Raw genomic sequence first — 22,048 nt, forward strand, 5'->3', positions numbered from 1 at the left:
AATGTTGGCACTTAATCGTATCGCTACCTTGTTGCTGCTGGTTTCCGGTGTCGCTACCGCCGCACAACTGACGGTGAAATCGCCTCAAGAGACGATCGCCGTCGTTAAACTGGACGACGGTACGCGTCTTGAAAAATTTTACGAACAGGTTCCCTGGCCACAGAATATCAACTGGCAAACGGCGTTTATTTCTGATTTTGCGACAACGCAGAAGGTACGCGCACAGGGTGATGTCTTGCTGCAAAAGCTGGCAGAGCTGGAAACGCGCTGGCGTAACTCGGGTGATGGCGATCTGGCGATCTCCGCCTGGCTTCTGAGAAAAACCCTGACTCCAATTAATGTCGCGGGCCGTATTCGTACCGAGCTGGATCCTGACCGCGTACGTGTTTATATAGAAAATAACCGCCCTCTGGTGGGGGAATATGCGCTGTATGTGGCTCCCCATGATGACAGACTGTCGCTGATCGGGTTGGTGAACACCTCCGCTGATGTGGGCGAACTGGAGACATCGGGAAAAGTGGCGCTGCGTGCCGGGTGGTCAGCCGAGAATTATCTCTCCGGACGGCGGCTTCTCGCGGGAGCGGATAACAGTTACGGCTATCTGATTGGGGGAAATGGCAAGTGGCGCAAAGTGCCGCTGGCGCTGTGGAACCGTCAGCACATTGAACCTGCTGCGGGTGAAACAATCTTTATCGGTTTCAATCCCTCCGTTTTACCACAGGATATGTCATCACTTAACGATCAGCTTGCTGACTACCTTGCTAACCGGATCCCACTCGAATGACAAAGAACAGAAACGTTAAATTAAGCTGTCTGTCGTTGGCGATTGGCGGCATCTTGAGTGCGCAGGCGATAGCGACTGAAACAGAAAGCAGCCGTACTGCGACCAACCCAAACATGCGTTTTCAGCCTGCAGGCGTATCGCAGTCTGATTTCGGTGGCACGGGCCTGTTGCAAATGCCGACTGCACGTATGGCGCAAACCGGTGAGTTTAGCCTTAACTATCGAGATAACGAGGAATACCGGCGTTATTCCATCTCTCTCCAGCTCTTTGACTGGCTGGAAACCACGGTGCGTTATACCGATATCCGTACTCGTCTTTATAGCAACGATCCATCTTTTAGCGGTAGCCAAACCTACAAAGATAAGGCGTTCGACCTCAAGGCGCGCTTATGGCAGGAAAGCTATTGGATGCCGGATGTTTCTGTGGGGCTGCGTGATATTGCGGGTACCGGGCTGTTTGATAGCGAATATCTGGTAGCCAGTAAGCGTATGGGGCCGTTTGATTTCACCCTGGGTATGGGGTGGGGCAATATGGCGGAGAGCGGGAATATTAAAAACCCGGCCTGTTCGCTGAAAGCCAGCTTTTGTAATCGCACGCAGAATACGGAAACTGGTCAGTTTGAGGTGGGGAATTTTTTCCACGGTACGGCCGCGCTGTTTGGTGGTGTTGAATACCAGACCCCCTGGGATCCGCTACGTCTGAAACTTGAGTATGACGGCAACGATTATAGTAATGAGGCTGCAGACGGTGGGCGAAGAGAGAAAATCAAGCAGGATTCTCCTTTCAACATTGGCGCCGTCTATCGTATAGGAGATGTGCTGGATACCACGCTGTCGTGGCAGCGCGGCAATACCCTGATGTGGGGCTTTACCCTACGCACTAATTTCAACGACCTGAAGCCGAACTATTTAGACGATGCGCCACCCGTCTATGCACCAGTGCAGGATGGTAAAGGGACCAACTGGCAGCTTGTCTCGAAAGAGCTGAATGATAAAGCTGGCTATAAGGATGCTGATATCTACGCTGATCAAAAACAGGTCACCATTGTTGCCGATCAGACAAAGTATCGTGATAGCGAAGAGGCAACGCAGCGTGCCGCGACGGTATTAGCGAACCATGTGCCGGGTAACATTGATGAATACCATTTTGTTCAGCGCAACCAGCGTTTACCGATTGCCAGCACGGAAGTGGATGCCAAAGCCTTCCATCAGGTTAAACAGGCTGCCGTTCCTCTTGGTCAACCGGAACCTGAAACGCACCGTAAAGAACCGGTATCTGATGTGCGTGGCCAGCATGTGCTGCTCGCAGAACCGGATCGTCTGACGTATTCATTAGATCCGACGCTGACGCAGTCTTTCGGTGGCCCAGAATCTTTCTACATGTATCAGGTCGCACTGAAAGGTAACGTGGACTACCGTCTGAGCGATCACTGGAGCGTAGGCGGAACGGCAACGCTGAACCTGGTGAATAACTACGATAAGTTCAATTTTAAAGCGCCGCCGGCGGATGGCGCAGCGCTGCCGCGTGTCAGAACCTGGGTGCGTGAATACGTCACCTCTTCGGATTTGTTGCTGACCAACCTGCAATTGACTCGCAGGGATAATCCCGCACAGGACTGGTATACCCAGGTCTACGGCGGCTATCTGGAAATGATGTATGCGGGTGTCGGATCTGAAGTACTGTATCGCCCGTTCGGTAAAAGCTGGGCGCTGGGTATGGATGTCAACTATGTCAAACAGCGCGACTGGAACGACATCATGAGAATGGCTGATTACGATGTGGTGACAGGCCATCTGACCGCCTACTGGGAACTGCCATTTGTGGAAGGTGCGGTCGCGAAAGTGAGTGTGGGTCGTTATCTGGCAGGGGACAAAGGGGTAACGCTCGATCTGTCTCGCCGCTTTGACAGCGGAATCATTGCGGGTGCCTTTGCGACCAAAACCAACGTTAGTGCCGCTGAATATGGTGAAGGAAGCTTTACGAAAGGCTTCTACATTTCCATACCGTTTGACCTGCTGTTCACTGAACCGACGGTGAAACGTGGAGCCGTTGGTTGGGTACCGCTGACACGCGATGGTGGACAGATGCTACAGCGTAGTAACCCGTTGTATGGTGTCACCGAGCACTAATCGATCCCTGTTTGTTTAGGGTGTTAATCAAGCCCGTCATGGTCAAGTACCACGACGGGCTTTTTTGTGCGTCTTTACGGTACGGGATTGCGTCTTGTAGTAACTAGATTGAACTATTTCATTTAGTTATTGTTTGTATCTTAATCATGTCGAATCAGTCGGAAGGATTCTGAGCTGCTATTCCTGATTGGCTTGTAATTTAACAGCTTAATCGCGGTTATCGCGATGGGCCGTGACATTCTTAAGAAGAAGTGTGTCCTGCGGGTAATGATTGAAATAGTTTCGTCATGGAAGATTCATAGAGCGAAATCTATTATCTCCTGCCGCAATCGCGAAATAAAAATAGCGCTATAGAGCTTCATTCTTGTGCTAACAGGAGAGTGTAACCCGATGAATTTGCCTATTTCCGCTGTTATCTCGTTAGTGATTAGTTCTGTTTGGTGCGTTCCTCTCTATGCCGCAACGCAGGACAATCCTCTTGGTATCTATCAACTGATTCAGGAACGGATGGTGTTGATGAAAGATGTTGCGGGGTATAAGGCCCGTCAACATCTGCCCGTTGAGGATCTAAAACAAGAGGAACGTATTTTGAGTAAGGCGCGGGAGCAATCTGCTGCCGTGGGTTTATCCCCTCAAAGTACACAGCTGTTTTTTACTTCATTAATGAGTGCCAGCAAAGCGATTCAGTATCGTTACATGGCGGACTGGCTTGCGACACCGGAAAATGACTGGACGCCGCTTTCGCTGAATGACACGGTCAGACCCACGCTACTCACGATTGATGACCAGCTCTTGGTGAGTATTAAACGTTATCTCGCGAATGGCGGGCATTTTGCGCCCCAGCAAGAGGCTACATTTCTTTCTTCTATTAATGTTGAGCATCTGTCACAGAACGACAAACGCCAGATTTATGCGGCATTGAGTCACATTGAACCAGACGGCAAATAGCTGAGTGGGAGAGAAGACGATGACTTACCAATTATTGAAAGGGAGTGAGCGCGGAAATATCGCTGATGCAGCGTATCGCGAACGCTGTGATGTTAATGAAAGCGTCAGAGTCATGCTGGTGTTGCGTTTTACTACGCCAGATGAAGAGTATTACGCCGAATTGCACGATAGCATCGATCCGCAATTTGGCGGTATCAACGCCAACAGACCGTTGTCACGCGCCGACTATGCCAGAAAGTTCAGCGCTGATGAGGCCGATATCGAGCATGTCCGTGCGTTTGCACGGCATCATCGGCTCTCTATTGAACGTGAACACGCCGCCAGCCGCACCGTTTTCATAACCGGGACGGCGGGGCAAATGGAGCAGGCGTTTCGCGTGAGCTTAGCCCGGTATGACCACAAAAACGGGACATTTCGTGGGAGAGCGGGCGGGATTTACCTGCCGGAATATCTACAGGGTGTGGTGATTGCCGTATTAGGTCTTGATGAGCGTCTGGCAACGAACTGTTGCCTGCGTATCAATGAGACGTTCTCCAATGCGGCAAAGCGCCCGTCGGGCTACACGCCGCTCGAGCTGGCAGAGATCTACCATTTTCCTGAGCATGATGGCGCGGGGCAGTGTATTGGCATTATTGAGTTGGGGGGCGGATATCGCCTGCCACAGTTGGAGCACTATTTTAAACGCATAGGCATTAATCCTCCTCAGGTTGTCGATGTTTGTGTGGGCGGTGCCCGGAATGCTCCTGCCTCGTCAGAGGGCGATAAAGCGGTGAGCCCAATTGATATCGAAGTGCAAATGGATATCGAAATCGCCGGTGCGCTGGCACCAGCCGCTAAAATTGTGGTGTATTTTGCCCCGAATACCGATGCCGGGTTTTTAGAAGCGATCAATGCTGCGATTTATGATGAGAAAAATGCGCCATCGGTGATTTCGATTAGTTGGGGATCCAGCGAATCACAATGGACGGCGCAATCATTACAGGTGTACAACCAGGCTTTCCAGACCGCGGCCGCGTTAGGGATTACGGTGTGCGCGGCTTCTGGCGATCGCGGTTCAAAAGATGGTGAGCCTCATGGTTTGCATGTCGATTTTCCCGCATCCAGTCCCTATGTTTTAGCCTGTGGCGGTACTCGCTTGCAAAAAGCGATGGAAGAAACCACCTGGCATAGCCGGGACGGCAGTGCGACGGGCGGTGGTGTCAGCCAGCACTTTGCGCTGCCCGGCTGGCAGTTAGGGCTGTCTCTGGTAGACAAATATGGCGGTCACCACCCTTTGCAGCACCGCGGCGTACCTGATGTCAGCGGCAATGCCGATCCTGAAACCGGCTATCTGGTTGACGTTAACGGGCAGCAAGGCGTTGTTGGGGGAACCAGCGCCGTCGCGCCGCTGTGGGCAGGGCTACTGGCGCGTATGCTGGCGCTGACCAACTCGGCATCGCTGTTTATCCCTCCCTTGCTGTACCGTAACCGTAATAGCTGCAAGGATATCGTGCGGGGAAATAATGGCGCATTTGTGGCTTCTGAAGGCTGGGACGCTTGTACGGGGCTGGGGTCGCCAGATGGCATGAAGTTACTGAGTCTGCTGAAGCGCCTCGTAAGGCTTAATGGCGCACGGGAACATGACGATGGGCACGAACAGTGAGTGCGCATTTCTGGGATAGCCTGCGCAGGGGGCAAATCCCACTCAGGCGAAGAGATTCTCGGTGATATTCATCACAGATTGCCCGACCTCGGTTTGAGTCTACGACGGTTAGCGGATATAACCCGATAAGCAGGACGTGATCGGGTCAAGGCCCGAGCGAAACCTGATACGGCACATGTTATTCAGACATGTTCGTATCAGGTTTTTTTTGCCTGAATGCAGCCCGATCGTGTGCCACTCATAATATCAGTGATGTCTTGCTGACATGATCTCGTTAAGGAAAGGAGAAAACTATGAAATACCGTCATCTTAAACGTTTCCCAGAGGGATTTTTGTGGGGCGCAGCGACATCGGCTTATCAGGTGGAAGGGGCATGGAATGAGGATGGCAAGGGGCCATCGGTGATTGATGCCAGAACCGCTTATCCTGAGGGCACCACGGACTTTAAAGTCGCCAGCGATCATTACCATCGTTACAAAGAAGATGTAGCCCTGTTTGCCGATATCGGCTTTAAAACCTACCGTTTTTCCATCGCCTGGAGCCGAATCATTCCCGATGGCAGTGGTGAGGTAAACCCGGCAGGCATTGCGTTTTACCACAATCTTATCGATGAATTGCTGCATTACGGTATTGTGCCGATTGTCACGATGTACCATTTCGATCTGCCACAGGCGTTACAGGAAAAAGGCGGTTGGTATAACCGGGAAACGGTGGAGGCATTTGAGCGTTTTGCCAACGTGCTGTTTGATGAATACGGCGACAAGGTGAAGTACTGGCTGACCATCAATGAGCAAAATATGATGATTTTGCACGGTTCTGCATTGGGCACGCTCGATCCTACGCTGGAAAATCCGAAGCAGAATCTCTATCAGCAGAACCACAACATGCTGGTGGCGCAGGCGAAAGCGATGAATGCGCTACATGACAAAGTGCCCGGTGCGAAAATTGGTCCGGCGCCCAACATTGCATTGATTTATCCGGCCTCATCAAAGCCTGAAGATGTGATGGCGGCGTTCAACTATAACGCGATCCGCAACTGGCTGTATCTGGATATGGCGGTATACGGACGTTACAACACCGCGGCCTGGCGCTATATGGAAGAAAAAGGCTATACGCCGGAGATTCTGCCTGGCGATATGGATATTCTGGCGTCGGCCAAACCCGATTTTATCGCGTTTAACTACTACACCTCGCAAACGGTTGAAGCCAGCAAAGGCGACGGTTCGGATGAAATTGCACGCGGAGGTGACCAACACCTGAAATCAGGTGAAGAGGGCGTGCATCGTGGTGCAAGCAATCCGTGGTTGCAGAAAAACGCCTTTGGCTGGGAGATCGATCCGATAGGCTTCCGAAATACGCTGCGTGAACTGCACGATCGCTACCATTTACCGCTGATCATTACGGAAAATGGGCTGGGCGCGTTTGATACGCTGGATGAAAACGGTGAGATTCGCGATGATTACCGCATCGACTACCTGCAACGCCACATTGAGCAAATCCAGCTTGCGATCACCGACGGGGTAGATGTCTTCGGTTACACGCCATGGTCGGCGTTGGATCTTATTTCCACCCATCAGGGATGCTCGAAGCGCTATGGTTTTATTTACGTTAACCGTGAAGAATTCGATCTGAAAGATCTGCGGCGTATCCGTAAAAAAAGCGCATACTGGTATGCTGATGTCATTAAAAACAATGGGCTGGATAGCTCAGAAACGTAAATGAGAAAAGCAGGTGCCTCAGTCGATATCACGCTGGGGCAGTAAACGGTAGGGAAGGCCAGCGTGCCTTCCCATCAGACAGGACGGCTGATGCGATGATAATTAAAAAAATATTGAGCAATAACGCCGTTCTGGTGCTGGCAGATGATCGACGGGAAATTGTGGCGATAGGTAAAGGCGTCGGCTTTGGCAAAAAAGTGGGCGACCCTATCGATCAACAGCGTATTGAAAGCCAGTTCGTGAAGAAAAGCGACGGTATGGCGGATGTGCTGTCACAATTGCTGGCGGATATTCCGCCTGACTGTCTGGCCGTGACGCAGCAAATTATTACGCTGGCGCAAAAAACGCTGCGGCTTGACGTACAGGACACGCTGTTTCTGGCACTCAGTGACCACATCAACTTTGCCATTCAACGTCATAAGAAAGGGCAGACGATCAAGAATCTAATGCTATGGGATATTCGTCAGTTCTATCACAGCGAATTTGCCGTTGGGTTGGACGCGCTGGAGCTGATTCGTGCCAGGCTGGATATCGATTTGCCGGAGGATGAAGCGGGGTTTATTGCGTTACATCTGGCAAATGCGACGAATAACAGCGATATGCAGAGCACGATGCAAAGCGCGGGCATCATTAAAGATATTTTGACCATTCTAAAATACGATCTCCACATCACGTTTGATGAACATTCTCTCAATTATCAGCGCCTGGTGACGCATCTGAAGTTCTTCGCCCTGCGCCTGTTAAACCGGGAAACCGTGAGCCACGGTGATGATTCCATCTATCAGGGGATTACCGAACTGATGCCACGGGCCTACGCCTGCGCGATGAAAGTGTATGATTATGTGGAAAAAAACTACGGCTGCCAGCTAACCACCGATGAAATTATGTTTCTGACCATTCATATCAACCGGTTACAACCCTCTCCCTCTAATGACATAAGCTATGATGATGGGGATGCCTGGGGTCATTACCCATGCGGAAAGACCGTTACGGGTAAGACCACCGAGAGTTAACATTTGTGTTACTCTGCTCTGCCTTTAAGGTATCTTTTCGTTATGTAACAAAATAAATTAAAACACTGCTCACTGTTGCTGGCAGGCTTGCAGTCATAATGTTCTTTTTTCTCGCTCTTCGTTAGTGAACCGCATGGGGGTTGTTATGTTAGCCTCGTCGCCGACGTTTTTGACGGTAGATGTACGTCGCTCAGGGTTACGCTTTTCCCAGCGAGTCTATATTCCACGGATTGTCGGTACGATACTGTGCGCTCTCTTTATTTCCTCGGTGCTAATTACCCGGCCTGTCCCGACGCTCTTGTGGGTGTTGCTCTTTCTTAATACCTTTATCTGGCCTCACATTGCCTACACGCTGTCCCTGCGGTCACGCGACCCGATGCAGTGCGAGAAGCGTAATTTATTGATTGATGTGGCGTTTGGTGGCATCTGGATTGGGTTTATGGGCGTGAATCTTCTGCCCAGCGCCGTGATTGCGGCAATGGTAGGGATGAACTGTACGGCTGGCGGTGGAGTAAAGCTGCTTGTTCAGGGCATCGTATTACAGTGTGTCGCCTGTGTGCTGGTGCTTGTGCTGTTTTCCGTGCCGGTTTCGCTGGATACGACACCGCTACAGCTTTATGCCTGTCTACCGATGTTGCTGGTCTACCCGATTTTTCTGGGTTATGTCACTTACACTACTGCGCTGAAACTGGCGGAACACAAACGTATGCTGATGGAAGTCAGTATTCATGACGGGATGACCAGCCTCTATAACCGTCACCACTGGGAACGTCTGCTAAAGCATGAGTATGATAGTTGCCAGCGTTATAAGCGTACGGCGACGTTAGTCCTGTTTGATATCGACCATTTTAAAGCCTTTAACGATAACTTTGGGCACAACGTCGGCGATCAGGCGATATTGCTGTTGGCGCGTGAGCTGACATCCGGCTTTCGGGAAACGGATGTCATTGGGCGATTTGGCGGAGATGAGTTTGCCGTTATTTTACCGCAGACTAGCGCGGGAGAGGCGTTAGACGCCGTGAATCGCATTAGGGAGAGCTTATCGCTGAAATTCCTGAACCAAACGCCGCAGCTGGCGGTGTTTGTCAGCGTCGGTATTGCGGAGATTTCACCGGAAATGGGTCAATATATTGACTGGTTAAAGACCGCCGATATGGCACTTTACCGGGCAAAAAACAAAGGCCGCCGCCGAACTGAAGTTGCCTGAAGACACCAGGCTACAGCCTGATAGGTTGTGTATTTACTGCTAATGAAAAAGAAGCCCCTATCGCCATCGTAAGGTGACAGGGGCTTTTTTATTTATAAGAACCAACTCGATTTATACCCTAAATAATTCGAGTTGCGTGAAGGCGGCAACCGAGCGAATCCCCAGAAGCTTACACAGGTAAGTGACTGGGGTGAGTAAGGGCGGCCAACGCACAAGCAGCTTGAAGTATGACGGGTATATAAGAACCTAATTCGCGTATTAATGAGGTAAGGCTTCTTTGGGATGCAGCCCCAGGTTGCCTGGAGACGGTTCACCTTTCACTTCGCCGAGATACAGACCGATCTGGGCGCGGAATGACTCCACTGCTGCACGATCGCTCATGAATTCAGCAAAAGCCTGTGGACTGGTGTTCTTATATTCCCAGATAGGCTTATAGCCAGCGGGCGGCGTCACGTCAGTACGCACCGACCACATATACCAAACATTGCTCTGCGTCTCTTTATCCAGCAGCCAGCTTAGATACAGCTTGGCGCTTTCCGGGTGTTTAGCCTGCTTGAAAATGGCTGCGCGCTGCGCCCAGGAAACAAACGGATCGTTTTTTGGCAGCACGAAACGCGAATTGGCGTTTTGATCGGGAGCCAGTGCGCCGTCGGTTGAGAATGTCGCCGCTGACTTACCGCTTTCAACATCGTCAGCCGGAGCCTGCGTACCGCGAACATAAACCGGGTTCTGTTCTTTGAATTTAGCGACATACTCCCAGCCGTATTTATCCACGACCTGCTTAAACCAGAACAGCACGGCGTCGTCATCATTCGGGTAGGTTAAGACAATGCTGCCTTTCAGGTCGGGACGTAAATAGTCATTGGCTTCTGTTGGCCAGGCATGTTCAGCAATCAGCTTGGTATTAACCACGTTGCTGAATGCATCGACAAATACGCCGGTCCAGGCACCGTCTTTATCTTTAAACGCAGGATAGACTTTGTCCCAGCCGATAGGTTTGTAGTTCAGCAACACGCCCTCTTTTTTCCAGCGCGGGTAATCCTGCAACGTCTGAAGCTGTACGACATCGGGTACCAGCGTGTTCGTCGCGAGTTGGTTATCAATACGGGCATCGTGGAATTTACTGTAATCCACAATGACGTTGAGTTTCATTCCCGGAAAGCGTTTTTCAAACGCTTGTTTGATACCATCCTGTTGACCAGGCGTGTCACCCCCCGCATAGACGGTCACAATACCGCCTTCCCGTAACGCATTTTGATACAGCTCGTTAATCGGGCGCTTATCGGCCTCTACTGCCGCATAGCTGGTCGCTGCTGTCGCCATCAGCGCCGTAAATGCGACCACTTGTTTTAATTTAAACATCGATTTCTCCTGAATGAGAGCCGATATCTACCGATGCATCGTTCATCCCCCGTGATTGTTGGCTGGGATAAGAATGTATTAGTGATATCATATGAATGACTATCAAATTATTTAATTTGTTTGATTGTCATTGCCTGCTAACCAATAGCTTATATGCTTGCTATCAGAGGGTTTTTGTATGTTATCCGGTTATGAAAAATATTAAATAAGAAAAAATTGAGATTTTAATTCAAAAAAAATGACTGATAAATTGGCGTGAAAAAAAGCAGAATGACGGGGAATTACAGCAATATTTAGGCCGTTCTACGGCCTAAAATTGAATGGATTCAAACGGCGGGGAGATGACTGTCGAACGGGTCCATCAGCAGGAAAGTGCACTCGGCGCGCTGGTGGCTATTGATTATGGGAACCAGCCGCTGGAAGTGTTCGGTCTGGCAGTGAATATCCAGTGCGGCTCTATCCGGCCAGGTTTCGATAAAGGTGAAATGCCCCGGATCTTTCTGATTGATAAACAGCTCATAGGAGAGGCATAACGGCTCCTGTCGGGTTTTCTCCACTAATTCACGGTACAGCGGCATGACGGTCTCAATGTACTCCGGCTTAATAAAATCCTGCGCGATGACTTTAAGCATAAAACGGCTCTCCCTATAGGTGTCTTGTTGATTAGGCGGTTCTGATTAGCCGCGCTGCTGCTTTTCGCTCTGCTCTGCGCCGTTTCCCTGTCGGTAAGCCAGCGATACCATCAGCGATTGCACCAGACACAGCGTGGCGGACTGTGAACGGAACGCATCAACCTGCGCTTCCTTCACCACAAAGCAGACATCGCTGAGCGTCGCCAGCGGGCTGATCTGGCTGTCGGTAATGACAATTTGCCGCGCGCCGGCTTTCGCGGCCATTTCACTGACCATCACGGTTTCCTGTGAATAGGGCGAGAAGCTGATGGAAACGACCACATCGCGTGCGCTGACTCGACTGAGCTGTTCACGAAACATGCCTCCCAACCCGTTGACCAGGATCGGGCTGCTTTCCAGATGGCTAAGCGCGTAGGTGAGGTAAGTGGCGACGCTGAACGAGCGCCGTAGCCCGACGATATAGATGGTCTCCGCCTGTGCCAGCAGATCGACGGCTTTTTGCAGATCCTCTTGCGGGGTACGTGCCGCTAGCTGCTGCATCGCCTGTGCGTTTGAACGGGCAAATTCGTGCAGAATATCCAACGGCGTTTCTGGCACGGCATCCGCCTCCATCGCCCGAAATAACCGCGCTCGGTCGGTATAGCTGGCCGTTTCTTCTACCAGATTCATACGGAACAGCTGTTTCATTTCGTTGAAGCCGCTGAAATCAAAGGCGTTGGCGAAGCGAATCAGCGTTGAGGGGGGAACGTCAGCGCGTTCGGCGATCACGGCGACGGTATCGAAAGCGATACTGTTAGTATTATCCAGCACATAGTGCGCGACCTGCTGTAGCCGCTTGCTGAGCGAATCATAACGCTCGCGGATCTGTTCCTGTAATTCTCTCAGGCTGGTTGCCATGGGCATATCGGGTTATCTCCCAAAGACTTATAAGAACCTATCCCATTAGGGCGATTTCATGACTGGCGCCTGAAACGGAACGGAAAATTCATTTCTGGATACGGCTGTTTTATCTGTACGACATTTTCGACGGCACGCCTGTATCGATACGACGATTTTCAGAGGCTACTCGCCTAATACTGGTCACTTAAGCCCGTTATTAGGGGAAACACAGGAGGAGGTTCCCGCAGGGAGGCCTCACCCCTGTGGTCGCCCCGTGTATCTCGATGCTTAAACGATCGACGTTAGGCTGCTCGCCTGTCTTTATGGACGGCTGTCTTCAAGTTTACCTAAAAATTCGCAGCGGATCACAATAATCAACATTTATTTTATTTTTACGTTAAATGGAATGTTCATTTCATATACTGTAATCCGATATCAGCCGTTTGTCTCCTCAAAACCCACAAAGGTGTAAACATGGAAACCGTATCTAACTTCATTCAGGGGGCGATTGCCTCCAGCAACAGCCAACGCTACGCCGCGGTGTATAACCCTGCGACGGGCGAGCAGATTCGCCAGGTTGTGATGTCTGATAAGGCGGAAGTCGAGCAGGCGATTGCCAGCGCGGCAGCGGCATTCCCTATGTGGTCAAAGCACTCTCCGCTGCGCCGCGCGCGCGTGCTGTTTCGCTTCAAAGCGCTGCTGGAAGAACGCATGGATACGCTGGCTCGGCTGATTTCACAGGAGCACGGCAAGGTCTATTCCGATGCCGTGGGAGAGGTGACGCGCGGTCTGGAAGTCGTTGAATTTGCCTGCGGTATTCCGCATCTGCAAAAAGGCGAACACTCGGCGAATGTCGGCACTGGGGTGGATAGCCATTCACTCATGCAGCCGCTCGGCGTGTGCGTTGGGATTACGCCGTTCAACTTCCCGGCGATGGTGCCAATGTGGATGTTCCCGATTGCGCTGGCGACCGGCAATACCTTTGTGCTTAAGCCGTCGGAAAAAGATCCGTCGCTCTCGCTGCTGCTAGCGCAACTGCTGAAAGAAGCGGGCCTGCCGGACGGCGTGTTTAACGTCGTTCAGGGTGACAAAGAAGCGGTGGATGTGCTGTTGACCGATCCACGCGTGCAGGCGGTGAGCTTTGTGGGATCGACGCCGGTAGCGGAATACATCTATCAGACGGCATCGGCGCACGGCAAACGCTGTCAGGCGCTGGGCGGGGCGAAAAACCACTGCATTCTGATGCCGGATGCCGACATGGACATGGCCGCCAGCGCGATTATGGGCGCTGCGTTTGGCGCAGCGGGCGAGCGCTGTATGGCGCTGTCTGTGGTGGTGGCCGTTGGCGATGACACGGCGGAAGCGCTGAATCAACGCCTGAATGCGCAGATCAACGCGATGCGCGTTGGCCCAGGTCTGATGGACGGGCAGGAAAATGAGATGGGGCCGGTGATCAGCGCAGCGCACCGGGCGAAGATTGCCGACTATATTCAGAGCGGCGTCGATCAGGGCGCGACGCTGCGTATCGATGGCCGCACGCTGTCTATTCAAGGCCATCAGCAGGGCTACTTTATTGGGCCGACGCTGTTCGACAACGTCACGCCAGAGATGAAGATCTATCAGGAAGAGATTTTTGGCCCGGTGCTGTCCGTGGTACGTGTGCAGGATTACCAAACGGCGGTAACGCTGATCAACAACCATGAATATGGCAACGGCACCGCTATTTTTACCCGCGATGGTGAAACGGCGCGCCAGTTCTGCGAAGAGGTGCAGGCGGGTATGGTCGGCGTGAACGTACCGATTCCGGTGCCGATGGCGTTCCACAGCTTCGGCGGCTGGAAACGCTCCATTTTTGGGCCGCTGAATGTCCACGGCAACGACGGCGTACGCTTCTACACCCGCATGAAAACCGTCACCAGCCGCTGGCCTGCCAGCGTCCGTCTAGAACACCACACCAGCAGCTTCGTCATGCCCACACTGGAGTGAGGTTTTGACTGCTAACAAGTGATGAATAGAGTGCATCGGTTTTGCGCTTCTGGCGTTAAAAATTATGCTGAGGTAGGGGACACCGCCGAAAGAGCGACAGGGATGTCGCGAAAGCCAGTGCCGCGGAGGGACCGCGTCACTGGCGGTTCGGATGACGGTGACACATACCGAAGGGTCCGCGTAGCGGCATAATTTATCGCCATAAGCCTGGGTTCTCAGGGCGGCGGCGATTGAGCGCCCTGAGTCGGGCGCGTGCTACAACGTAGCATAAGAATGGCTAAGTCGGGCGCGTGCTACAACGTAGCATAAGAATGGCTAAATTTTCGCGCACGAAATGCTCGCTGAATATACATAGTTCATTATAGAAATCAGATCCTTATTTAAGGAGTAGATCAATGGATACGTGTCGCATCACCATGGCGCAGGCGCTGGTCAGGTTTCTCAACCAGCAATACATCAGCGTAGACGGTGAAGAATCCCCCTTTGTGCAGGGCGTCATGACCATTTTTGGTCATGGTAATGTGCTTGGCATCGGTCAGGCGCTGGAGCAGGAGGCAAACCGTCTCAGCGTGCATCAGGGGTGCAACGAGCAGGGAATGGCGCATATCGCCGTCGGGTTTGCTAAGCAACACAAACGGCGGAAAATCTATGCGGTGACCTCGTCGGTGGGGCCGGGGGCGGCAAATATGGTGACTGCCGCAGCCACCGCCACCGCCAACCGCATTCCGGTACTGCTATTACCCGGCGATCTCTTCGCTTGCCGCCAGCCGGATCCGGTGTTGCAGCAGGTCGAGCAGTATCACGATCTGTCGATCAGTACCAATGACTGTTTTAAACCCGTTTCTCGCTACTGGGATCGTATTAATCGCCCAGAACAGCTGATGAGCGCGCTGATTAACGCCATGCGTGTGCTGACCGATCCGGCCGATACCGGTGCGGTGACGCTATGTTTACCGCAGGATGTGCAGGCGGAAGTCTGGGATTATCCGGCATCGTTTTTCCGCAAGCGCGTCCATCACCTCGAACGCCGCCCGCCGGATGCGGCACGGCTGGATGAAGCGGCGACGCTGATTGCGAGCAAGCGCCGCCCGATGCTGATTTGCGGCGGCGGTGTTCGTTATTCCGGCGCGCATGATGCACTGGCGCAGTTTGCCGAGCAGTTTGCTATTCCGTTTGGCGAAACGCAGGCGGGCAAGGGCGCGATTGTATCTTCGCATCCGCTGAACTGTGGCGGCATCGGCGTAACGGGCGGGCTGGCGGCGAATCGGCTGGCGCAAGAGGCGGATCTGGTGATCGGCGTCGGGACACGTTTAACTGATTTCACGACGGGTTCCAAGTCGCTATTTCAGAATCCGAACGTCGAATTTTTACTGCTTAATGTGGCCGAATTTGATGCGCTAAAACTGGATGCGTTGCCCCTGATCGCGGACGCGCGCGTCGGGCTGGCGGCGCTGGCCGAACGGCTGGCGACGGCATCGTATCGTAGCGGCTGGCAGCAGGCCGTTGAACAGGCTCGTGCGGAATGGGAACGCGAGCTACAGCGGCTGTTTACCGTGCAGGATAAGGGCGAACTGGTGCCGGAAGTGGTGGACGGTCTGGAAGACAAGCTGGATGAATATCGCCAGACGCTGAATACCCATCTGACGCAAACGCACGTGCTGGGGATCTTGAATGATGAGCTGGAGGATAACGCGGTTGTGGTTGGCGCGGCGGGCTCGTTGCCGGGCGATCTACAGCGCGTGTGGCAGGTGAAAACGCCGGACAGCTACCATCTGGAATATGGCTACTCCTGCATGGGATACGAGATTGCGGCGGCGATTGGCGCACGCCTTGCGGCACCGCAACAGCCCGTCTACGCGATGGTCGGCGACGGTTCCTATCTGATGCTCCACACCGAACTGCAAACGGCGGTACAGGAGGGCATCAAAATCACCGTGCTGCTGTTCGACAACGCGGGCTTCGGCTGCATCAACAACCTGCAAATGAGTCAGGGAATGGGCAGCTTCTGTACGGAAAATCGCTACCGCGATGCTGAGTCGGGGCAACTGCGTGGGGCGCTTATTCCGGTCGATTTTGCCAAGAACGCGGAAAGCTACGGCTGTAAAGCATGGCGAGTGCATGATGAAGCCTCGCTTAAGCAGGCACTGGCGGAATCACGTCAGCATTCGGGCCCTGTGCTGCTCGACATCAAGGTACTGCCGAAGACCATGACGCACGGCTATGAATCCTGGTGGCGCACCGGCACGGCGCAGGTTGCTGACAACCCAGAGATCGAGTCTGCCGCCAATAGCGTGAAAGCCGCGCTTTCCCGCGCCCGTCAGTATTAGATTATTTCTCTTGGCGGCAAACTATGTCGGGTCGTAAGTGAGGTTGGTGTTGTTACCCGGCGTAAGAAATTATGCTGAGGAGATAGCAGGCTTGAGCCGCATGGACGCGGCTCAAGCCTGCGCCACGCCGGGAGCGTGTCGCAAGCGGTCCGTTAAGCCTGATACCGACGAAGGTATCGCGTAGCGACATAATTTAGCCGGAAGCCAGGGTTCGCAGGGCGGCGGCGACTGAGCGCCCTGCGTCGGGCGCGTGCTACGAAGTAGCATGAGAATAGCGATATTTTTGCGCACGAAACATCACTGAGTCTGCATATAATGTGAGAAGAGAGTCTGTGCAGATGAAGTTTGCGATCTTTCGTGCTTCCTAATATTTCCCCTATATTCCCGAATTAAATTGAAATATTCATTTCATTTTCAAACCGCAGTTTCATTTTTTCTCCCGCGGTGCGCCAGCACCTGACCGATTCTCTGATTGTCATGTATATCCCCACAAACGTTCTCCCACGATATGTGATTGGGGTTGCAGAAAACGGCGAAGATGTCATGAAAATGTTAACTAACACGCAAAAATATAATTTTCAATTTATACAAAACTGAAATAAATGTTTTATTTTAGCTATCAGGATTTGCGGTAAAAAGCGGGTGATGGGGCTGGTGGGAAGAATGCGACTAGCCGTTATCCCGTCACTTTTTCAGTCTGGCATTACACGCCACTCAGGCAGCAAGGGAGCATCTATGTTTAACATCGCTTTACTGGGCGCAGGCCGCATCGGCCAGGTCCATGCAGTGAATATCGCGGCACACAAAGAGACCAACTTATACGCGGTCGTCGATCCCAACCCAACCAATGCCGCAGCGCTGGCCGAACGCTACCATACCAAAGTGCAAACCGTGGATGAAGTCATGAACGATCCGTCGGTGCATGCCGTTCTGATTGCCTCCGCGACTGACACACACGCCGACTTGATTGAGCTGGCCGCCAAACATGGCAAAGCCATTTTCTGTGAAAAACCGGTGCATCTGGATATTGCCCGCGTTCGCGATTGTCTGACCGTCGTCAAACAGCAGAACGTGCCGTTGTTTGTGGGCTTCAACCGCCGCTACGACCCGCAATTCCGCCGCGTCAAAACGCTGGCTGGCGAGGGGCGCATCGGCAAGCCGGAATCTCTCCTGATTATCTCCCGCGATCCGTCGCCGCCGCCTGCTGAGTATGTTCGCGTTTCCGGCGGCATGTTCCGCGACATGACGATTCATGATTTCGATATGGCGCGTTTCATTATGGGCGAAGAGCCGGTGTCGGTCTTTGCGCAAGGCAGCAATCTGGTCGATCCGGCCATTGGTGAGGCGGGCGACATTGATACCGCGTTTATCGTGCTGAAATTTGCCTCTGGCGCGATGGCAACCATCGTCAACAGTCGCCGCTCCGGCTACGGCTACGATCAGCGTCTTGAATTGCATGGCGCGAAAGGTGTGCTCAGCGCGGGCAATATCCGCGAGAACGTGGTCGAGCAGTGGACCGACGACGGTTGTCTGGCAGCGAAACCCGAATATTTCTTCCTGCAACGCTATCACGCGGCCTACGCGGCAGAGTGGCAGCACTTTGTCGATGTGCTGAATGGTCGCACCCAGCCGGAGTGCTCCGGTCTGGACGGTGAGCGTGCGTTGAATCTGGCGGATAAAGCCTTTGAATCCCTGTCTCAAGGCAAGGAGGTCGCCGTGTAACCGTATCGGCACATCGTGTTTTACCTGCTTTCAACCCTACACCCATACCCATAACAGAAGCAGATAAAGAGAAAAGACATATGAAAAAGATCATCAGCGTTTCCGCAATCGCCATCGCACTGGGTCTGTCTGGTCTTGCTCAGGCCCAAAATGAACAAATCGTTTTCAGTACGCCGAATCTCGCCATGCCGTTTGAAGTTCACATGCAGCGCACCGCCGTTAAAGCCGCCAAAGAATTGGGGGTGAATTTGCAGGTGCTGGATGGACAGGGTAGCTCACCGAAGCAGACCGCCGATTTAGAAAATGCCATTACTCGCGGCGCGCAGGGCTTTGTGGTGTCACCGAATGACGTCAACGCCGTTTCCAGCGCCGTGACCGAAATTCAGGATGCCAAACTGCCTGTGGTGACGCTGGATCGTTCGGTGAAAACAGAAAAAGCGGTGCCGCACTTTGGGGCCAACAACTACAAAGGCGGTCAGGCGATTGCCGACTATGTCAAAACCAAATTTCCGAATGGGGCAGAGATCATTCTGCTGACTGGCCAGCCGGGCTCTTCTTCTAATATCGAACGGACGCAGGGGATTCGCGACAGCCTGAAAGCGGGCGGCAGCAAGTACCACATTGTGGCTGACCAGACGGGGAACTGGATGCGTTCCGAAGGGATGCGCATTGTAGAAAGCGTCCTGCCGTCGCTGCCTAAGCGTCCACAGGTGATCCTCTCTGCGAATGACGACATGGCGCTGGGCGCGATTGAAGCCTTGCAGGGACAGGGTCTGAAACCCGGTGACGTGATGGTAACCGGCTTTGACGCTGTGCCGGAAGCGCTGGCTCGCGTACGCGACGGCTGGTTGGCCGTGACTGCCGACCAACGTCCAGGCTATGCGGTAACCACGGCATTGACGCAGTTGACCAATAACATCCGCAGTCAGACGCCTATCACCGGGGCTGACTACCAACCGACCATGATTACCAAAGATAACCTGAACGATGCCGAACGCATTGGCGAAGCGGGTAAATAAGTCGCGCTCTACATCACAGGCATTCAGCAGGCCGCGTTCGCGCGGCCTTGCGGGAGGAAGGTAAACATGACGGAACCCCTACTGAACATCACCAATCTGGCAAAGAGCTTCTCTGGCGTTTGGGCGCTGAGCAACGCACAGCTGACCGTACAGCCGGGTGAAATTCATGCGCTATTGGGAGAAAACGGCGCGGGTAAATCGACGCTGTTGAAAGCGCTGGCAGGGGCGCAGCCGCAGACCAGCGGCGACATCTGGTTTGGCGGCGAGAAACTATTACCGCTCGAATCGCCGGTTGAACGGCAAAAGCGGGGAATTATTACCATTTATCAGGAATTTAATCTGCTGCCCAATATGAGTGTCGCGGAGAACATGTTCCTGGGGCGTGAACCGCAGCGCAACGGCGTGTTTGTGGATGCGCTGGCGGTCAATCGCGAGGCGAAAGCGGTACTGGATTACCTGAAACTGAACATGGCGCCTACGACGCAGGTAGCACGATTGAGTGTAGCGCAACAGCAAATGGTGGAGATCGCCAGAGCGCTGACGCTGAACGCCAAGCTGATTGTGATGGATGAACCGTCGGCGGCGCTGAGCGACAGCGAAGTCGACAGCCTGCACCGTGTGGTGCGTGAGCTTAAAGGACGCGGTGTGAGCGTGGTGTATGTCACGCACCGGCTGCACGAAGTCTTCCAATTGTGCGATCGGTTTACCGTGTTTCAGGATGGCCGCTACACCGGTTCCGGCGATGTCACCAGCACGAACGTGCAGGAAATTATTCGCCTGATGGTCGGTCGTGACGTGGTGTTTAACCGCCGTCCGCCTTCAGAAACGCATCATCAGGATAAGCCGGTACGTCTGGCGGTGAAGGGCTTAAGCCGGGAAAAACCGCCGTTAGATGCGCACGGCATCGAACTAAAAAACATCAGTTTTCAGGTGCATGCGGGCGAAGTGCTTGGCATTGCTGGGTTGGTGGGAGCGGGACGGACGGAAATCGCACGTTGTCTGTTTGGCGCCGACGCTTTCTCTACGGGGGAATTTGTATTGGATGACGCCCCTTACCATCCGTCTACGCCGCTGCATGCGCTGTCGCAAGGCATCGCGCTGGTGCCGGAAGATCGCAAGAAAGAGGGCGCGGTGCTGGGGTTATCGATCCGGGAAAACATTTCGCTTTCCAACCTCTCGTCGCTCATGCGCTGGCGCTGGTTTGTGAATACCCGCAAGGAAGACGATTTGATTGAAGCCTACCGTCAGGCGCTGCACATCAAGATGGTGAACAGCGAGCAGGAGGTGCGCAAACTGTCGGGCGGCAACCAGCAAAAGGTGATTCTTGCTCGCTGTATGGCGCTGAACCCCAAGGTATTGATTGTGGATGAACCCACGCGCGGCATCGATGTTGGCACCAAGTCCGAAGTGCATCAGGTGCTGTTCGATATGGCGAAACGGGGCGTCGCCGTGATTGTGATTTCCTCCGACCTGCCGGAGATCATGGCGATTTCCGACCGCATTATCACGCTCAGCGAAGGGCGGATTAGCGGGGAAATTCATGGCGATGATGCCACAGAAGAAAAACTGATGACGATGATGGCCATTTGCCACGACGCATTACACGCAGCATAACGGAGGTGACGCATGTCCCAGCAGCCGCTTTCTAAGAGTATTACGCCGTCCAATCCGCGTGGACGTTTTGATCCGATTGCCTTTTTTGAACGCTTTGGCGTGTTTATTTTCATGATTTTGCTGCTGATTTTCTTTCAGTCGCAGAACAGCAACTTTCTGTCTGAACGCAACATCACCAACATTCTGACCGAAGTCTCCATCTACGGCATCATGGCGGTAGGGATGACGTTTGTCATTCTGACTGCCGGGATCGACCTGTCCGTCGGCTCCATTCTGGCAGTGTGTGCCATCACCGCCGCGTCGGTGATTAAAGGCGACAACTTTACTACCGTCGATCCTGATGCCTGGTACGGCCTGAGTTGGCTGGTTGCGTTGGGCGTCTGTCTGGCAATGGGTACCTTCATTGGTTTCCTGCATGGCTTGGGGGTGACCAAACTGCGCCTGCCGCCGTTCATCGTCACGCTGGGCGGGATGACGATCTGGCGCGGGTTAACGCTGGTGATGAACGACGGCGCGCCGATTGCCGGCTTTGACCCCGGTTACCGCTGGTGGGGGCGGGGCGAGATTCTCGGTATTTCGGTGCCGATCTGGATCTTCGCGCTGGTCGCCTTGCTGGGCTATCTGGCGCTGCATAAAACCCGCTGGGGCCGTTTCGTGTACGCCATCGGCGGCAACACCGAAGCCGCACGTCTGGCTGGCGTCAATGTGCAGCGCGTTCTGGTCAGCGTCTACGTCGTGATTGGCTGCCTCGCCGGGCTGGCGGGCTTTATTCTCAGTGCGCGCCTCGGCAGCGCGGAAGCGGTGGCGGGGATCACCTTTGAGCTGCGCGTCATCGCCTCGGTGGTCATCGGCGGTACTTCGCTGATGGGCGGCTACGGCCGGATCAGCGGCACCATTATCGGCTCGATCATCATGGGGATCCTAATTAACGGACTGGTGTTGATGAACGTATCGGCTTACTACCAGCAGATTATCACCGGGTTAATTATCGTGCTGGCCGTGGCGTTCGACACCTATGCCAAGAGCCGTCGCGGCGCGATCTGAGCCGCACCCGTACCGATTCTTT

Annotated in this window: 16 protein-coding genes; 13 read left to right on the forward strand and 3 right to left on the reverse strand. The window is 53.4% G+C overall.

The window, feature by feature from the left end; translation table 11 throughout:
- The first annotated feature begins 1 nt into the window (after window position 1).
- From NAL19_RS06590 to adrA, 7 genes are all read left to right on the forward strand, one after another.
- Window positions 2-784, forward strand: coding sequence for a capsule biosynthesis GfcC family protein (locus NAL19_RS06590; RefSeq protein WP_225087427.1), 783 nt, complete (start codon window positions 2-4; stop codon window positions 782-784).
- The gene (locus NAL19_RS06595; protein ID WP_225087428.1) at window positions 781-2,913 is read left to right on the forward strand and encodes a YjbH domain-containing protein; all 2,133 of its coding nucleotides are present in this window, start codon (window positions 781-783) and stop codon (window positions 2,911-2,913) included. Before NAL19_RS06590 ends, NAL19_RS06595 begins: the two co-directional genes overlap by 4 nt.
- A 390-nt stretch (window positions 2,914-3,303) precedes the next feature.
- Complete coding sequence (locus NAL19_RS06600) at window positions 3,304-3,861, forward strand: chorismate mutase (RefSeq protein WP_263059167.1); 558 nt, start codon at window positions 3,304-3,306, stop codon at window positions 3,859-3,861.
- A gap of 19 nt (window positions 3,862-3,880) precedes the next feature.
- The gene (locus NAL19_RS06605; RefSeq protein WP_263059168.1) at window positions 3,881-5,503 is read left to right on the forward strand and encodes a protease pro-enzyme activation domain-containing protein; all 1,623 of its coding nucleotides are present in this window, start codon (window positions 3,881-3,883) and stop codon (window positions 5,501-5,503) included.
- A 293-nt stretch (window positions 5,504-5,796) separates the two neighbouring features.
- The gene (locus NAL19_RS06610; protein ID WP_263059169.1) at window positions 5,797-7,221 is read left to right on the forward strand and encodes a glycoside hydrolase family 1 protein; all 1,425 of its coding nucleotides are present in this window, start codon (window positions 5,797-5,799) and stop codon (window positions 7,219-7,221) included.
- Between the two features lie 95 nt (window positions 7,222-7,316).
- Window positions 7,317-8,234 (forward strand): BglG family transcription antiterminator LicT, encoded by a 918-nt coding sequence (gene licT, locus NAL19_RS06615; RefSeq protein ID WP_263059170.1) that lies wholly within the window; start codon window positions 7,317-7,319, stop codon window positions 8,232-8,234.
- Window positions 8,235-8,379: 145 nt separating this feature from the next.
- Window positions 8,380-9,441, forward strand: a complete 1,062-nt coding sequence (gene adrA, locus NAL19_RS06620) for a diguanylate cyclase AdrA (RefSeq protein WP_263059171.1) — start codon at window positions 8,380-8,382, stop codon at window positions 9,439-9,441.
- Window positions 9,442-9,699: 258 nt separating this feature from the next.
- Here the strand turns inward: adrA and NAL19_RS06625 are convergent, their stop codons facing one another.
- The 3 genes from NAL19_RS06625 to NAL19_RS06635 all read right to left on the reverse strand — a co-directional run bounded on the left by NAL19_RS06625 (window position 9,700) and on the right by NAL19_RS06635 (window position 12,338).
- Complete coding sequence (locus NAL19_RS06625) at window positions 9,700-10,803, reverse strand: ABC transporter substrate-binding protein (RefSeq protein WP_263059172.1); 1,104 nt, start codon at window positions 10,801-10,803, stop codon at window positions 9,700-9,702.
- A gap of 326 nt (window positions 10,804-11,129) precedes the next feature.
- Window positions 11,130-11,435, reverse strand: coding sequence for a putative quinol monooxygenase (locus tag NAL19_RS06630; RefSeq protein WP_263059173.1), 306 nt, complete (start codon window positions 11,433-11,435; stop codon window positions 11,130-11,132).
- Window positions 11,436-11,480: 45 nt separating this feature from the next.
- Window positions 11,481-12,338: a MurR/RpiR family transcriptional regulator gene (locus NAL19_RS06635; protein ID WP_263059174.1), complete on the reverse strand. Its 858-nt coding sequence runs from the start codon at window positions 12,336-12,338 to the stop codon at window positions 11,481-11,483.
- Window positions 12,339-12,788: 450 nt separating this feature from the next.
- On the opposite strand from NAL19_RS06635, the gene NAL19_RS06640 reads away from it, so the two are divergent.
- The 6 genes from NAL19_RS06640 to NAL19_RS06665 all read left to right on the forward strand — a co-directional run bounded on the left by NAL19_RS06640 (window position 12,789) and on the right by NAL19_RS06665 (window position 22,026).
- A complete protein-coding gene (locus tag NAL19_RS06640) occupies window positions 12,789-14,300 on the forward strand; it encodes a CoA-acylating methylmalonate-semialdehyde dehydrogenase (RefSeq protein WP_263059175.1) in 1,512 nt (503 codons plus the stop codon).
- 395 nt (window positions 14,301-14,695) lie between these two features.
- Complete coding sequence (gene iolD / locus NAL19_RS06645) at window positions 14,696-16,627, forward strand: 3D-(3,5/4)-trihydroxycyclohexane-1,2-dione acylhydrolase (decyclizing) (protein WP_263059176.1); 1,932 nt, start codon at window positions 14,696-14,698, stop codon at window positions 16,625-16,627.
- Window positions 16,628-17,362: 735 nt separating this feature from the next.
- Window positions 17,363-18,349, forward strand: a complete 987-nt coding sequence (gene iolG, locus NAL19_RS06650) for an inositol 2-dehydrogenase (RefSeq protein WP_263059177.1) — start codon at window positions 17,363-17,365, stop codon at window positions 18,347-18,349.
- An 80-nt stretch (window positions 18,350-18,429) separates the two neighbouring features.
- Window positions 18,430-19,368, forward strand: coding sequence for a substrate-binding domain-containing protein (locus tag NAL19_RS06655; RefSeq protein ID WP_263059178.1), 939 nt, complete (start codon window positions 18,430-18,432; stop codon window positions 19,366-19,368).
- A gap of 66 nt (window positions 19,369-19,434) precedes the next feature.
- On the forward strand, window positions 19,435-20,982 hold the full coding sequence (locus NAL19_RS06660) for a sugar ABC transporter ATP-binding protein (RefSeq protein ID WP_263059179.1): 1,548 nt from the start codon (window positions 19,435-19,437) through the stop codon (window positions 20,980-20,982).
- Window positions 20,983-20,994: 12 nt separating this feature from the next.
- Window positions 20,995-22,026: an ABC transporter permease gene (locus NAL19_RS06665; protein ID WP_010281439.1), complete on the forward strand. Its 1,032-nt coding sequence runs from the start codon at window positions 20,995-20,997 to the stop codon at window positions 22,024-22,026.
- Window positions 22,027-22,048: the final 22 nt, after the last annotated feature.

Origin of the sequence: Pectobacterium sp. F1-1, from assembly GCF_025643735.1 — a bacterium.
Taxonomy (GTDB): domain Bacteria; phylum Pseudomonadota; class Gammaproteobacteria; order Enterobacterales; family Enterobacteriaceae; genus Pectobacterium; species Pectobacterium colocasium.